This window comes from Rhizobium pisi (assembly GCF_003938655.1).
Classification (GTDB): domain Bacteria; phylum Pseudomonadota; class Alphaproteobacteria; order Rhizobiales; family Rhizobiaceae; genus Rhizobium; species Rhizobium pisi.
This window is the reverse complement of sequence record NZ_RJJT01000008.1, coordinates 1-15,622: the sequence shown is the minus strand read 5'-3', so window position 1 is coordinate 15,622 and position 15,622 is coordinate 1. Positions and strand designations below refer to the sequence as shown.

Sequence of the window (15,622 nt, the reverse complement as noted above, 5' to 3'; positions counted from 1 at the left end):
CGGACGACGTGCACGCTCGTACACAACGGAGTGGCACTAACTCCGAGATTTCTCGTTGTTTTCGGCCAAGCGGCTCAATCTCATGTTTGTGGTGCCCGTGCTTGCGGCGCCACAAGTGCTTGAATGCTGAGAGCGCCGTGCCTCCTTTCGGACGCACGGCGCTCTAACACTTTCAAATTCCGATTTTCCGGCCGTCGCGCTAGGTGCGCGGCTTCAGATTTTCTGGGTCATAGATCGGCTTGTACCCGACGCCGACAACCTCCACCGGATAAGTCTCGGCGAAATACTCGACATTCAGCTTGCGTCCGACCTGGCAATGCGACCAAGGCAAATAGGCCAAGGCGATGTTCTTTCCGACCGTCGGGCCGTAGGCGATCGAGGTCGTGTAGGACCGGCGGCCAAGCTCGTCGACCAGAACTTCTCCCGTGGCGGGATCGACAACCGGCAGGTTGCCGAGGGGATAACGCTTCACGCCCGATTTGTCGGTATTCTCGGTCATCACAAGCGTGCAGAGCATGGCCGGCTGGTGCTCACGCGCCTTGTATTCCAGATGCTTTGCCTTGCCGCGGAAATCGGCTTCCTTGACCTTCGGACGGGCGAGATCGCTTTCGATTAGGTTGTACTGGGTCAGCAGGTCGGCGTTCTGCAGGCGCAGGCTTTTTTCCATGCGGCGCGAGTTTGCATAGGTCTCTACGCCGAAGGCCATCACACCGGTCGCGCGCAGCGCATCCCAGACGGCGAGGCCGTCTTCGTACTTCATGTGCAATTCCCAGCCCTGCTCGCCGACATACGAGATGCGGAAGGCGGTGACAGGCTTGCCGGCGATTTCGATCGGCTTGATCGCCGCAAAGGCGAAGTTTTCTTGATCGAGCCCGGCCGGATCGGCCACAGCCTTCTTCAGCGTGTCGCGCGCGTTCGGACCCCAGATGCCGATCGTCACGAATTTTTCCGAGACGTCGGTGATGGTCACGTCGAGGCCACGGTCTTGGGCGACGCGCTTCATATAGTGCAGGTCGCGCGGACCGGCATCGGCGCCGTTGACGAGACGGCACCGGTCGGCCATGCGGAAGACGGTGAAGTCAGCGCGCACCATGCCTTCGTCGTCGAGGAAGTGGGTGTAAACGCCCTTGCCGATGTTTGCATCGCCGCCGACCTTGGCGGCGCACAGCCACTCCATCAGCTCGACATGGTCGGGTCCCTCGATATCGACCATGTGGAAGTGGCTGAGATTGACGATGCCGCAATCTTCGCTCATCGCCAGATGCTCGGCATTCGACACGCGCCAGAAATGGCGGCTGTCCCATTCGTTCTCGCGAACTGGGACGCGGTCGGCGTATTTCTCCAGAAGGTGCTCGTTGGCGGCGTAGCCGTGCGCGCGCTCCCAGCCGCCAAGTTCCATGAAGTAGCCGCCAAGCTCCTTTTCGCGCTCGTAGAAGGGCGAGCGCTTCGCATTGCGGCCGGATACATAGGGTTCGCGGGTGTGAACAGCCGGGAAATAGATCTTCTGGGCTGCTTCGTAGCAGCGGCCCTCGATGAACTCTTCCGTCAACTGATGCGGATAGAAGCGGGCGTAGTCGATGCTGTTGTGATCGATTTCAGTACGGCCATCGGTCATCCAGTCGGCGATCAGCTTGCCATAGCCCGGGCCGTCCTTGACCCAGATGGCAACGCAATACCAGAGACCGCGCACCTTCTGGCTCTCGCCGCAGGATGCGCCGCCGGCGGCGGATACTTGCAGCAGGCCGTTGAAGGAGTGGCCCTCGTTGTAGCCGAGTTCGCCGAGGATCGGCGTCAGTTCCATGGCGCGCTCGAGCGGCTCGATGATCTGTTCCATCTCGAGGTCACGCTGCGAGGGCGAAAGGCGCGCTTCGTGTTTTTCGAGGAGATCGCGCGGATGGCACATCCGCGGATTGGTTGCTTCGTAATAGCCCCACTCGATCTGACCACCTTCCGTCGTCGAGGGGTCGCCGGTATCGCGCATATAAGCGGAGTTGCCCTGGTCGCGCAGCAGCGGGAAGCCGATTTCCTTGCCGGTGCCTTCAAACTCGTTATACGGACCGAAGAAGGTAAGCGGGTGATCGACCGGCATGACCGGCAGGTCTTCGCCGACCATCTCCGCGATCAGGCGCCCCCAGAGGCCGGCACAGACGATGACGTGATCGGCCATAATCGTGCCGCGATGGGTGACGACGCCCTTGATGCGGCCGCCTTCGACGATCAGCGACTTCGCCGGCGTGTTGCCGAACACCTGCAGCTTGCCTGCCTTTTCGGCGGCATCCACCAACTTGCCGGCAACCGTCTGCGAGCGTGGAATGACGAGGCCGGCATCCGGATCGTAAAGGCCACCCATCACCTGATCTTCCTCGATCAGCGGGAACTTCTCCTTGATCTCGGACGGGCTGACATAATGGGCGCGCGTGCCGAAAGCGCGTGCCGAGGAAAGCTTGCGCTTGATTTCCTCCATCCAGGCATGGTCGCCGGTACGCGCCACTTCGAGACCGCCGATGCGGGCGTAGTGGCCCATCTTTTCGTAGAAATCGATGGAATATTGTGTGGTCCAGACCGACAGATAGTCGTGGCTCGTGGTGTAACAGAAGTCCGAGGCATGGGCTGTCGAGCCGATATCGGTCGGTATGCCCGACTTATCGATGCCGACGATATCGTCCCATCCGCGCTCGACGAGATGATGCGCGATGGAGGCGCCGACGATACCGCCGAGCCCGATGATGACGACCTTTGCCTTTTCCGGAAATGTTGCCACGTGGTGTTCCTTCTACATATCGGACGAATTAAAACTTGCCAGCCGCGCTCGACCTACGCTTCGCGATGACGGCATTATGCATCAGGCTCACGAACGTCATTGGTCCTACGCCGCCGAGTACCGGCGTGATTGCGTCAGCCCGGATCGAAGCTGGTCAGGCAATGACCAGCTCAGATCGGATATGGGCGAGCTCTCGCCGCTGGCCTGTCCGCTTGCGCGCCCCGGGATCACGGCGCTGAAATCGCCTTGAGCCGGTCGATGTCCACCAGCACGATGTCTTCCGAAACCGGCTCGCGATTGTGCAGGCGGAACCATTCGGCCGCTTCGCGCACGCGGTCTCCGTGCGGCGATGGATAGGCGCCTAGTCCGAGGACCCATTCCCGCACGGTCTCGCGCTCCATCCGCCCGGCGCGGTATCGATCGCAGACGGTTTTCGCCGACGCGACGAGATCATTGATGCTTTTCACAAATATTCCTCAATGCGTGGAAGGTTCTTCGTCTTCCAGAAAGGATCGAATGCCATCCTTTGCGACGACGGCCAGGAATTCATCAAAGGCATCCCGGTCGGTCGCGAAGGGCTCATCCCATTGGATCAGATCTTCCGACTGCGTGACGACTTCCATCGTCCAGTCCTCATTGCTGCCGGCGGTTCGAAAAATATCGACGAGCACGGTAATCCCGTCATCGGTGAATTCGCCCGCCAGTTCGGAATGCTCAAACTTCTGCTTCTTTGCCATCATTCAACCGCCGGCCCCGTAAGGGGCGTCGTTTTTGAGATGTTCTTCGTATTGAACCGTCTCGGTTTCGTTCGTGTCGATCGAGGCGTTCGCACGTTTCGCAAGGCGAACGCCGCACCGCCACCATTCTCTGCGATGAAGAGCACACCTGCGTCCTCCAAACTATGCTTCATATCCTGCAGGATTCGTTCGGATGGGGAAAGCGTCCCGGCCTCGAAATCGGCTATCGTCTCTTTGACGATTTTCGAGGCCGAAGACAAGTCATCCTGAGACCATCCGATGAGAGCACGCGCAGCGTGGCACTGGGCTGGAGATAGGCACAAGACAACCACCTGACGTCGAATGAAGGGACGGCGCATTTCCCTGGCCCGGAAGCCATCAGGAAATGCTCTCGGTCAGCGAAAAGATGTAACCTTGGATGAAGAAAGCAAGCGTGTGTCTCGCGGACGCCGAATAGGGCTGATCGTCAGATATTCGGCGTTCGCGTTTCTATGAGGGCGCATGGAGCCGGCTCTCTCCAGCGGCGAGATCCTTGCGACCTTTGATAACCCACTGTCATCCGGCGATAAGGGAGGTTGATTGACTGAATATTATTAAAGGCTAATCTAACGGCTCCTTGTCACGCGCCGGGAGGTAACAATGCGTGAGCCAGATATGCAGAAACTCGATGCGCTCGTGGGTCGTCTTGTTGGCGACGTCGGCGCCGCCATGTCAGGTGCCTTGGTCGTGCTTGGCGACAAGGTGGGGTTGTTCAAGGCGATGGCCGAGGGGACACCGTTGAGCGTTGAGCAACTTGCTGCGAAAACGGGGGTGAAGGAGCGTTACCTCAGGGAATGGCTGAGTGCCCAGGCGGCGGCGGACTATGTCACCTATGATGAAAAAACAGATCGTTTCAGCCTGACGCCCGAACAGGCGATGGTATTTGCCGAGGAAAACAGCCCCGCCTTCTTCGTCGGCGCCTTCGAGGTCGTCCAATCTATGTGGATGGACGAACCCAAGGTCACCGAAGCCTTCCGCACCGGCAAGGGTCTCGGCTGGCATGAGCACAGCGCCTGCCTCTTCCGCGGAACCGAGCGGTTCTTTCGCCCGGGCTATAACAGCCATCTTATCAACGAATGGATTCCAGCTCTTGCCGGGATGGACGACAAGCTGAAGGCCGGCGCCAATGTCGCCGACGTCGGCTGCGGTCACGGCGCATCGACCATCCTGATGGCGCAGGCCTATCCCGCCTCGCATTTTACCGGCTTCGATTATCACAGGCCCTCGATCGAAAGAGCCAAGGCAGCCGCGAAAGAGGCTGGTGTCGCGGACCGTGTCACCTTCGAGCAGGGCCGGGCGTCCGAATTTCCGGGGCGCGGCTATGATATGGTCGCCATGTTCGACTGCCTTCACGACATGGGCGATCCGGTCGGCGCCGGACGGCACGTCAAGGAGACGCTTGCCCCGAACGGCACCTGGCTGATCGTAGAGCCCTTTGCCCATGACCATCTCAAGGACAATCTCAACCCGGTCGGCCGCGTCTATTACGGTGCGTCGACGATGATCTGTACGCCCGCGTCACTCTCCCAGGAGGTGGGGCTCGGGCTTGGCGCCCAGGCGGGAGAAATGAAACTTCGAAAGGTGGCACTCGACGCCGGCTTCACGCATTTCCGCCGTGCGACGGAAACGCCGTTCAACATGGTGTTCGAGGTGCGGGCGTAGAGAAACCTGCTTCGGGATGACTAGCTATTTCAGCTTGCCGATGCTGGCATACATGCCCGTCGTGCGGAATTCCGTGGGGTTGGTGCCGTAGACGCGGCGGAAGACCTTGGAGAAATAGTTGGCGTCCTCGAAGCCGCACATGATGGAGACTTCCTTGACCGGCAGGAAGTCCGCCTTCGTCAGCAGTTTGACGGCGCGCTGCAGGCGCTGCTGCAGCACGAATTCGGCAGGCGGCATGCCCTCGCTCTCGGCGAAGCTGCGGGAGAAATGTGCGCGGCTGAGGCCGACGATGCCGGCGAGTTGGCTGACCGGCAGCGGCTTTTCGAGATTGGCGTTGATATGGTCGATCACCGGCTGCATGAGGCTGAGCTCGGCGGCAAAGGCCGGCGAGCCGAAGACGTCGTCATAGAGCGCCATCGCCGCCTCATAGGCGATTGCCGAGGCGGCACCCGGCGACGTCGCGCCTCTGACGAGGCGCAGGCTGCAGTCGGCGAGATGGTCGATGGTCGAGGGCTGCAGTTTCAGCACAGGGCCCGCTGTCGAAAGCACCAGCTTGTGGATGCGCAGCGTCTCTTCGCCATTCATTGAAATCCAGAAATATTCCCAGCGCTCGCCCTTCTCCAGCCAGTAGCGGTGATTGTGCGGGACGAGGACCAGCAGTGTGTCGCCACCCTGGAGACGATAATTGCGGTTCTGGTAGCGCAGCCGGCCGCTGCCGCTGATCGTGTGCTGCAGCACGGTGAAGGGCGTCTGGCCGCGCCGGCGGCCATCCCAGTCATAGGTTTCGTTCTCGCGTACTTCATAGCCGGCGCTGGTCGGCATCGCATGCAATCGCTGGCGCCCGCGCGGTAGGGAAACCGTCCTCATCGACTGTCCGTTGGCAATCAAATCCTGCAGCACAAAATTACCCCTGAAAGCATAATCCTTCTCTGGTCGCCCTGCCGTTTTCGGGCATAATCCCGCTCGACAAGAAGGAAGAGACCACGGCCGACGAGAGCGGCCGGGAGGAAAACAGGCAGTTTTACGGCTTTTTCAACCACATGCGCCGGCATGCGGCCTGATCCTCCATAACCATCGTTTCTCTAGCATTCGATTAGGTCGAGGTGAAGATCATGAGTTTCAAAATCGCTATCATCGGTGCGGGCAGCGTTGGGTTCACCAAGAAGCTGTTCACCGACATTTTGTGCGTTCCCGAGTTTCGCGACATCGAATTCGCGCTGACCGATCTCAGCGAGCACAATCTCGAAATGATCAAGGCGATCCTCGACCGCGTCGTCGAGGCCAACGGGCTGCCGACGAAAGTGACGGCAACGACCGATCGGCGCAAGGCGCTGGAAGGCGCGCGTTATATCATCAGCTGCGTCCGGGTCGGCGGCCTCGAAGCCTATGCGGATGATATCCGCATCCCGTTGAAATACGGCATCGACCAGTGCGTCGGCGATACGATCTGCGCCGGCGGCATCCTCTATGGCCAGCGCAACATCCCTGTTATCCTCGACTTCTGCAAGGATATAAGAGAGGTCGCCGAGCCAGGCGCGAAATTCCTGAACTACGCCAATCCGATGGCGATGAACACCTGGGCGGCGATCGAGTACGGCAAGGTCGACACGGTCGGCCTCTGCCATGGCGTGCAGCACGGCGCCGAACAGATCGCCGAGGTGCTCGGCGCCAAGTCGCGCAGCGAGCTCGACTATATCTGCTCCGGCATCAACCACCAGACGTGGTTCATCGACCTGCGTCTCAACGGCCGCAAGATCGGCAAGGACGAGTTGGTTGCCGCCTTCGAGGCGCATCCGGTCTTTTCCCAGCAGGAGAAACTGCGCATCGACGTGCTGAAGCGTTTCGGCGTCTATTCGACGGAAAGCAACGGCCATCTCTCGGAATACCTGCCCTGGTATCGCAAGCGGCCGGACGAAATCACCCGCTGGATCGACATGTCCGACTGGATCCACGGTGAGACCGGCGGTTATCTCCGCTATTCCACCGAAACGCGCAATTGGTTTGAGACGGAATTTCCGCAATTCCTGGAATCCGCCGCCAAGCCGATCGACCCTGCCAAGCGCTCGAACGAACATGCCAGCCATATCCTGGAGGCACTGGAGACGAACCGGGTCTATCGCGGCCATTTCAACGTCAAGAACAATGGCGTCATCACCAACCTGCCATCCGATGCGATCATTGAATCGCCCGGCTTCGTCGATCGCTTCGGCATCAACATGGTCTCGGGCGTCACCCTGCCGGAAGCCTGTGCGGCCACCTGCATTGCCTCGATCAACGTCCAGCGCATGTCGGTGCATGCCGCAGTATCGGGCGACATCGATCTTCTGAAGCTCGCGGTGCTGCACGATCCGCTGGTGGGCGCCGTATCGACACCGGAAGAGGTCTGGCAGATGGTCGACGAGATGGTTGTTGCCCAGGCCCGCTGGCTGCCGCAGTATGCTGATGCCGTGCCGGCCGCCAAGGAGCGGCTGTCGAAATCGAAGGTGCAGACTCGCGACTGGGCGGGCGCTGCGCGCCGCAATGTCCGCTCGATCGAAGAGCTGCGCGCCGAAAAGGCGGCTGTGAAACAGGCCGTGTGAATCTTGTGAAGGATGGGTCGTCATGGATTTTCGGGAGGGAATTCCATGACATCAGGCCCCGCTTTCATGTCGTGCGAGGAAAAGGAGCCGCGTGATCGCGCTCCGGAACAGAGGGAGAAACGATGATGAATTTCCGCAAAGCAGGCATTCTTGCCGGCCTGGCGCTTGGCGTCTCGGTTTTGGCGCTGAATGCATATGCCTCCGAGGCAACCATTCCGCCGGTGCCGGCGGAATTCCCCGCCGAAGGCAAGATCAAATATGTGGCGCGCGACTCCATCCTGGAGTTCAAGGCGCTGCCCGAATATCACGAGCCGGACTGGGTCACGAAGAATTTCGTCGCCGCAGGCAAGCTGCCGCCGGTCAAGGACCGGCTGCCGAAGGAGCCGCTGGTCTTCAAGACCGGCAATATGCCCGATGGTGTCGGTGTCTACGGCGATACGATGCGCCATGTCATCGGCGGCCGGCCGGAAGGCTGGAACTACGGCGCCGGCCAGACGCAGGGCTGGGGCGGCATCGATATCGGCCTTTCCGAATGCCTGACGCGCACCGCGCCGCTGTTCCAGGTGGAAGCCAAGGACACCGAGCCGCTGCCGAACCTCGCCAAGAGCTGGGATTGGTCCGCAGACGGCCATAAGCTGACCATGCACCTGATCGAAGGCGCCAAATGGTCCGACGGCGCGCCGTTCAACGCCGACGACATCATGTTCTACTGGGACGACGAAGTCATCGACCCGAACGTCTCGCCGCTCGGCGGCGGCGCGTCGCCGGAAGCCTTCGGCGCGGGCACGACGCTGAAGAAGATCGACGATTACACTGTGGAATGGACCTTCAAGGAGGCCTTCCCGAAACAATATCTCTACACGATGTCCTACCCGAATTTCTGCCCGGGTCCGTCGCATATCCTGAAACCGCAGCATCCGAAATATTCGAAGAACACCTACGACCAGTTCAAGAACGCCTTCCCGCCTGAGTTCATGAACATGCCTGTTATGGGCGCCTGGGTGCCGGTGGAATATCGTTCCGACGACATCATCGTCATGCGGCGCAACCCTTATTACTGGAAGGTCGACGAGAAGGGCAACCAGCTGCCTTATCTCAACGAGCTGCACTACAAGCTTTCGACCTGGGCCGACCGTGACGTTCAGGCCGTGGCAGGATCCGCCGACATCTCGAACCTCGAGCAGCCGGAAAACTTCGTCGCGTCGCTGAAGCGTGCCGCGGAGAAGACGGCGCCCGCCCGCCTTGCCTTCGGTCCTCGCCTCATCGGCTACAATCTTCGCATGAACTTCTCCGCCAATGGCTGGGGCAACCCGGACGAGCGCGGTCAGGCGATCCGCGAGTTGAACCGCAATGAGGACTTCCGCAAGGCCGTCACCATGGCGCTCGATCGCAAGGCGATCGGCGACTCGCTGGTCAAGGGACCGTTCACCGCGATCTATCCGGGCGGGCTCTCCTCGGGCACCAGCTTCTACGACCGCAACTCCACCGTCTACTATCCCTATGATCTTAAGGGCGCCAAGGCGGAACTCGCCAAAGCCGGCCTCAAGGATACGGATGGCAACGGCATCGTGAACTTCCCGGCCGGCACGCTCGGCGGCAAGGATGTCGAAATCGTCATGCTGATCACCAATCAGTACACGACCGACAAGAGCCTTGCCGAAGGTGTCGTCGCCCAGATGGAGAAGCTCGGTCTGAAGATCGTCATCAATGGGCTCGACGGTACGAAGCGTGACGATGCCCATTATTCCGGCCGCTTCGACTGGCTGATCCAGCGCAACACGACGGAACTGTCGTCGGTGGTGCAGAATACCGAACAGCTTGCTCCGGTCGGCCCACGCACGAGCTGGAACCATCGTGCCGGCAAGGACGACAAGCTTGATCTGATGCCCTTCGAGACGGAACTTGTCGACGTCGTCAACAAGTTCACAACGAGCCAGAGCAACGACGAGCGCGTCAATCTGATGAAGCAATATCAGAAGATCTCGACGGAGCACGTCAACACTGTTGGTCTGACCGAATATCCAGGCGCCCTGATCATCAACAAGCGGTTCTCGAACGTCCCGCAGGGCACGCCGATCTTCATGTTCAACTGGGCTGAAGATTCCGTGATCCGCGAACGCCTGTGGGTGGCCGCCGACAAGCAGGGCAAATACGAGCTGTTCCCCGAACAGCTGCCCGGTAAGCCCGGCGACAAGGGTCCGATCAACTGATGCATGTCGCCCGGAAGTGTTCCGCGCTTCCCAACGACATGCATGAAACAAAGAGCTAAAGCGCGTCGCATTCGATGCGACGCGCCGGAGAGTTTCCTCCCAGCCCGAAGTGAGCCTCAGGCCGCGCGTGCCGCGCGCGGCCTGATATGACCAACAAGCCGGCCGCGCTGACAAGGAGCGACTGGCGGCAAGGAGAAGCGAACCGTCCGATGTTACGATTCCTGCTCACGCGCATAGCCTCTGCGATCCCCGTTCTCTTCATCCTGAGCGTGGTCACCTTCGCGATCATCCAGGCTCCACCCGGTGACTATGCCGATTATATAAGATCCCAGCTGATCAACCAGGGTGGTGCATCCTACGCCCAGGCCGACGCGCAGGCGCAGGCCTACCGGGTCGAACACGGCCTCGATAAGCCGATGGTCGTCCAATACGTCAACTGGATCGGCGGAATCGTGACTCGTGGTGATTTCGGCTACAGCATGTTTTACAACAAGCCGGTGGCCGACGTGGTCGCGGAGCGGCTGCCGCGCACTTTGCTTCTGGCGCTCGTCTGCCACATCTTCGCTTCGGTGCTCGGCATCGGTTTCGGCATCTGGGCGGCGACGCGACAGTACAGTTGGATCGACAACCTGCTTTCGGGGATTTCCTTCCTCGGCATGACGGTGCCGCGCTTTTTGATGGCGCTGATCATCGTCTATCTCCTGGTCTTCCAGTTCAACGTTTCTGAAATCGGCAGCTTCTTCTCGCCGCAATATGGCGGGGCGCCCTGGTCCTGGGCGAAATTCGCAGATCTCGTCCACCATGTCTGGCCGGTCGTCGCGATCGCCACCTTCGGCGGGCTCGCCTACAACATGCGTGTGATGCGCGGTAATCTGCTCGATACTTTGAATGCCCAATATGTCGAGACGGCGAAGGCCAAGGGGCTTTCCGGCGCGGCGGTGGTGATGCGCCATGCGGTGCCCAACGCGCTGCACCCGCTGGTGATGTATCAGGGCGTCGTGCTGCCTTATATGCTGACCGGCGAGATCGAAACCGCAATCATCTTCGCACTGCCGACCGTCGGCCCGGCGATCGTCGGCTCGATGGCGGTCGGCGACGTCTATGTCACCGCCACCTTTATGATGGTGCTGTCGGCGACGCTGATCGTCGGCAATATCATCGCCGACATGCTGCTGGCCCTGCTCGATCCGCGCGTGCGCCAGTTTGGAGGAGCCTGAAATGCTTGCCTTTGACTCTTCCGCCACGCCGCCGACAACCGAACTCGCGGTCAAGAAGCCTTCGCATGGCAGCGAGAGCTATCTGGCGCTCGTCTGGCGCCGGTTGAGGCGCTCCTGGACCGGCATGGCCGGGCTCGTGCTCGTCGGGCTCTTGATCTTCATGGCGATCTTTGCCGATTTCTTCGCGCCGATGGACCCGAAAGCAACCGATGTCGGCTTCGCGCCGCCGCAGGTGATGAGCTTCCACGACAAGGACGGTAATTTCGTCTTCCAGCCGCGCGTCTATGCGCTCTCTGATTCCGAAGAGCTCGACCCGGTGACCTTCCAGCCGATCGTCGGTATGGATTACGACAATCCGCGGCTGCTCGGCTTCTTCGTCAAGGGGGCTGAATACCAGCTTTTGGGCCTGATCCCGGTCAACCGGCACTTCTTCGGCTCGACCGACGGCCAGCCGGTGCATTTCCTCGGCACCGACAAGTTCGGCCGTGACGTGCTGTCGCGCGCCATCATCGGTTCGCGCATCTCGCTGACGATCGCCCTGACCGTGGTCTTTATCGTCACCATTATCGGCACGACGGTTGGCATGGTGTCAGGTTATTTCGGCGGCACCTTCGATGTGTGGCTCCAGCGCTTCGTTGAACTGGTGCTCGCCTTCCCGCAACTGCCGCTCTATCTGGCGCTGGCCTCGCTGATCCCGGTGACGGCGCCGACCAACGTCTTCCTCGCCTTCGTCATCGCCGTGATGTCGGCCCTCGGCTGGGCGCAGATGTCGCGCGAAGTGCGCGGCAAGACCCTGGCACTCGCCCGCATCGACTATGTCAGGGCGGCCATGGCCGTCGGCGCCACCGACACGCGCATCATCATGCAGCATATCTTCCCGAATGTGATGAGCCACGTCATCGTTGCGGTGACGCTCGCCATACCGAGTGTCGTGCTGCTCGAATCCTTCCTGGGTTTCTTAGGGTTTGCGGTCAAGCCGCCGCTGATTTCCTGGGGGCTGATGCTGCAGGATACGGCGACCTATTCGGTCATCGGCTCCTATCCCTGGATTCTCTCCCCCGTCGGCTTCGTGCTCGTCACCGTCTTCGCCTTCAATGCGCTTGGCGACGGACTGCGCGATGCGGTCGATCCTTATTGAGGTGATTGATATGGCTCTCGCACTGGTCAATTCCTTCGCCCCGCCCGTCCGCCACGATCATGATGGCCGTTCGGACACGCCGATTATCGACGCCCGCAATGTGGCGGTGAACTTCAAGGTCGAGGACGGCATGGTCGAGGCCGTCAAGGATGTCTCCTTCCAGCTCTACCGCGGCGAGACGATCGCGATCGTCGGCGAATCCGGCTCCGGCAAATCGGTGACGGCGCGAACGGTGATGGGGCTTCTGTCGAAGCGTGCGGTGGTTTCCGACAAATCCACGGTCGCCTATGACGGCAACAATATCCTGAAATTCTCCGAACGGGCGCGCCGCAAGCTGCGCGGCGACCGCATCTCGATGATCTTCCAGGAGCCGATGAGCTCGCTGAACCCGATCTATACGATCGGCAGCCAGATCGTCGAGGCGATCCGCGTCCATCGCCGGATCAGCAAGAGGGATGCGCAAAAGCGCGCGCTCGAACTGCTCGAACATGTGCAGATCCCCGATCCGGCCGCACGGCTCATGCAATATCCGCATCAGCTTTCCGGCGGCCAGCGCCAGCGCGTGATGATCGCCATGGCGCTCGCCAACGATCCGGACGTGCTGATCGCCGACGAGCCGACGACGGCGCTCGACGTCACCGTGCAGGCGCAGATCCTCAACCTGATCCGCAATCTTCAGAAAGAGCTGGGGATGGCGGTCATCCTCATCACCCACGATCTGACCGTCGTGCGGCAGTTCTCGGATTACGTCTATGTGATGCAGCACGGCGAGGTGCGCGAGCACAACACCACCGAAGCGCTGTTCGCCAACCCGCAGCATGCCTATACAAGGCATCTGCTCGCCTCCGAGCCGCGCGGCCAGGCCAATCCGCTGCCGGAGGGATCGGATGTCATCCTCGATGCCAAGGGCGTGCGTGTCTCCTTCATGATGCGTCATGGTACGTTTCTCAAGCCGGCGATGCGTGAGCTCGTCGCCGTCGACAGCCTCAACCTGACGCTGCGCCGTCACGAGACGCTCGGCCTCGTCGGTGAATCCGGCTCCGGCAAGACGACGTTCGGCCAGGCGATCCTGCGGTTGAATACGCCCGACAGCGGCGAGATCCATTTCGATCATCAGCCGATCCATGGCCTCTCACGCGCCGAGATGCGGCCCTTGCGCGCCCGCATGCAGGTGGTGTTCCAGGATCCGTTCTCATCCCTCAACCCGCGCATGACGATCGGCCAGATCATCGAGGAAGGCCTCGTCGTCAACCGGCTGGGCGCGACCAGGGGCGAGCGGCAGGACCGTGTGCGAGAGGCGCTGATTGCCGCCGGCATGCCCGGCAATATCCTGTCGCGCTTCCCGCACGAATTTTCCGGCGGCCAGCGCCAGCGCATCGCGATCGCGCGTGCTATCGCGCTGGAGCCGGAATTCATCCTGCTCGACGAGCCGACATCGGCGCTCGACCTTTCCGTCCAGGCGCAGATCATCGAACTGCTACGCAAGCTGCAGGACGAGCGGGGCCTGAGCTACCTCTTCATTTCCCACGACCTCAAGGTCGTCAGGGCGCTCTGCCATCGCGTCATCGTCATGCAGCATGGCAAGATCGTCGAAGAAGGCCCCGTCAACGAAGTTTTATCCCATCCCAAGACCGCCTACACCGAACGGCTCGTCAAGGCCGCTTTCGAGGTAGCGTGAACACCGAATGCCGGAGGTTATAATGGCAGTAAATCCCAAGATCACTTTCATCGGAGCAGGCTCCACCGTCTTCATGAAGAACATCGTCGGCGACGTATTGCAGCGTCCGGCCCTGTCGGGCGCGACGATCGCCTTGATGGACGTCAATCCGCAGCGGCTGGAGGAAAGCGCCGTCGTCGTCAACAAGCTGATCTCGACGCTCGGCGTCAAGGCGAAGGCCGAGACCTATTCCGATCAGCGCAAGGCGCTTGCGGGCGCCGATTTCGTCGTCGTCGCCTTCCAGATCGGCGGCTATGAGCCCTGCACGGTCACCGATTTCGAAGTGCCGAAGAAATACGGGCTGCGCCAGACGATCGCCGATACACTCGGCGTCGGCGGCATCATGCGCGGGCTGCGTACCGTGCCGCATCTCTGGAAGATCTGCGAGGACATGCTCGCCGTCTGCCCCGAGGCGATCATGCTGCAATATGTCAACCCGATGGCCATCAACACCTGGGCGATATCAGAGAAATATCCCACCATTCGCCAGGTCGGCCTCTGCCATTCGGTGCAGGGCACGGCGATGGAACTGGCCCACGATCTCGACATTCCCTACGAGGAGATCCGCTACCGCTCGGCCGGCATCAACCACATGGCCTTCTACCTCAAGTTCGAGCATCGCCAGCCGGATGGCTCCTACCGCAACCTCTATCCCGATCTCGTGCGCGGCTATCGCGAGGGCAGGGCGCCGAAGCCCGGCTGGAACCCGCGCTGCCCGAACAAGGTGCGCTACGAGATGCTGACGCGGCTCGGCTATTTCGTCACCGAAAGCTCGGAGCATTTCGCCGAATACACGCCCTATTTCATCAAGGAGGGCCGCGAGGACCTGATCGAGAAATTCGGCATTCCGCTCGACGAATATCCGAAACGCTGCATCGAGCAGATCGAGCGCTGGAAGGGCCAAGCTGAGGCTTATCGCTCGGCAGACAAGATCGAGGTCGAGCCGTCGAAGGAATACGCCTCCTCGATCATCAATTCGGTCTGGACCGGGGAGCCCTCGGTGATCTACGGCAACGTCCGCAACAATGGCTGCATCACCTCGCTGCCGTATAATTGCGCCGCCGAGGTCCCTTGCCTCGTCGATGCCTCCGGCATCCAGCCGACCTTCATCGGCGACCTGCCGCCACAGCTGACCGCGCTGATCCGCACCAATATCAATGTGCAGGAACTGACGGTGCAGGCGCTGATGACGGAAAATCGCGAGCACATCTACCATGCCGCGATGATGGACCCGCATACGGCAGCCGAACTCGACCTCGACCAGATCTGGTCGCTGGTCGACGATCTGCTCGCCACCCACGGCGACTGGCTGCCCGAATGGGCACGCACCAGCCGTAAGGTACAGGCCGCCTGACCCTCTCTCCCGGGTCGGCGTCAAAGAGCCCCGCGGTCGCAACAACCGCGGGGTTTTTCGTGCGTGAAGCCCCGTCGTGCTGGGTAGTCCTCCCCGTTTTAGCGGGGTTCAGCGGTAGAATTCACGCGGCCATTTTCAGTTTCTGAGCGGGTGTGATGCCGCCAATGCCCATGTTGGGCCGTTCGTGGTTATACGTCCAAAGCCACTC

Annotated in this window: 12 protein-coding genes and 1 pseudogene; 7 read left to right on the top strand and 6 right to left on the bottom strand. The window is 60.8% G+C overall.

Going from position 1 to position 15,622, the window contains the following annotated elements:
* Window positions 1-199: 199 nt before the first annotated feature.
* From EFD55_RS12530 to EFD55_RS33755, 5 genes and pseudogenes are all read right to left on the bottom strand, one after another.
* Window positions 200-2,761, bottom strand: a complete 2,562-nt coding sequence (locus EFD55_RS12530; RefSeq protein WP_125845374.1) for a GcvT family protein — start codon at window positions 2,759-2,761, stop codon at window positions 200-202.
* Window positions 2,762-2,789: 28 nt separating this feature from the next.
* Window positions 2,790-2,891, bottom strand: a complete 102-nt coding sequence (locus tag EFD55_RS12525; RefSeq protein ID WP_425376245.1) for a hypothetical protein — start codon at window positions 2,889-2,891, stop codon at window positions 2,790-2,792.
* Window positions 2,892-2,988: 97 nt separating this feature from the next.
* Entirely contained in the window at window positions 2,989-3,228 is a 240-nt protein-coding gene (locus EFD55_RS12520) for a hypothetical protein (protein WP_009987796.1), read from the bottom strand.
* Between the two features lie 9 nt (window positions 3,229-3,237).
* Complete coding sequence (locus EFD55_RS12515) at window positions 3,238-3,498, bottom strand: hypothetical protein (RefSeq protein ID WP_125845601.1); 261 nt, start codon at window positions 3,496-3,498, stop codon at window positions 3,238-3,240.
* 3 nt (window positions 3,499-3,501) lie between these two features.
* Window positions 3,502-3,821: pseudogene (locus EFD55_RS33755) on the bottom strand (helix-turn-helix domain-containing protein).
* A 316-nt stretch (window positions 3,822-4,137) separates the two neighbouring features.
* On the opposite strand from EFD55_RS33755, the gene EFD55_RS12505 reads away from it, so the two are divergent.
* A complete protein-coding gene (locus tag EFD55_RS12505; RefSeq protein WP_125845373.1) occupies window positions 4,138-5,199 on the top strand; it encodes a class I SAM-dependent methyltransferase in 1,062 nt (353 codons plus the stop codon).
* A 24-nt stretch (window positions 5,200-5,223) separates the two neighbouring features.
* On the opposite strand, the gene EFD55_RS12500 is transcribed toward EFD55_RS12505, so the two are convergent.
* Window positions 5,224-6,066, bottom strand: coding sequence for an AraC family transcriptional regulator (locus EFD55_RS12500; protein WP_125845600.1), 843 nt, complete (start codon window positions 6,064-6,066; stop codon window positions 5,224-5,226).
* 245 nt (window positions 6,067-6,311) lie between these two features.
* Between EFD55_RS12500 and EFD55_RS12495 the strand changes: the two genes are divergently transcribed.
* The 6 genes from EFD55_RS12495 to EFD55_RS12470 all read left to right on the top strand — a co-directional run bounded on the left by EFD55_RS12495 (window position 6,312) and on the right by EFD55_RS12470 (window position 15,414).
* Window positions 6,312-7,778 carry an alpha-glucosidase/alpha-galactosidase gene (locus EFD55_RS12495; RefSeq protein WP_125845372.1) on the top strand — a complete coding sequence of 489 codons (1,467 nt, stop codon included), beginning with the start codon at window positions 6,312-6,314 and terminating at the stop codon, window positions 7,776-7,778.
* Window positions 7,779-7,900: 122 nt separating this feature from the next.
* Window positions 7,901-9,988: an ABC transporter substrate-binding protein gene (locus tag EFD55_RS12490; RefSeq protein WP_125845371.1), complete on the top strand. Its 2,088-nt coding sequence runs from the start codon at window positions 7,901-7,903 to the stop codon at window positions 9,986-9,988.
* Window positions 9,989-10,197: 209 nt separating this feature from the next.
* Complete coding sequence (locus EFD55_RS12485) at window positions 10,198-11,205, top strand: ABC transporter permease (protein WP_125845599.1); 1,008 nt, start codon at window positions 10,198-10,200, stop codon at window positions 11,203-11,205.
* Window position 11,206: 1 nt separating this feature from the next.
* Window positions 11,207-12,343 carry an ABC transporter permease gene (locus tag EFD55_RS12480; RefSeq protein WP_125845370.1) on the top strand — a complete coding sequence of 379 codons (1,137 nt, stop codon included), beginning with the start codon at window positions 11,207-11,209 and terminating at the stop codon, window positions 12,341-12,343.
* Between the two features lie 10 nt (window positions 12,344-12,353).
* Window positions 12,354-14,021 (top strand): ABC transporter ATP-binding protein, encoded by a 1,668-nt coding sequence (locus EFD55_RS12475; protein ID WP_125845369.1) that lies wholly within the window; start codon window positions 12,354-12,356, stop codon window positions 14,019-14,021.
* 22 nt (window positions 14,022-14,043) lie between these two features.
* The gene (locus EFD55_RS12470; RefSeq protein ID WP_125845368.1) at window positions 14,044-15,414 is read left to right on the top strand and encodes an alpha-glucosidase/alpha-galactosidase; all 1,371 of its coding nucleotides are present in this window, start codon (window positions 14,044-14,046) and stop codon (window positions 15,412-15,414) included.
* Window positions 15,415-15,622 lie beyond the last annotated feature (208 nt).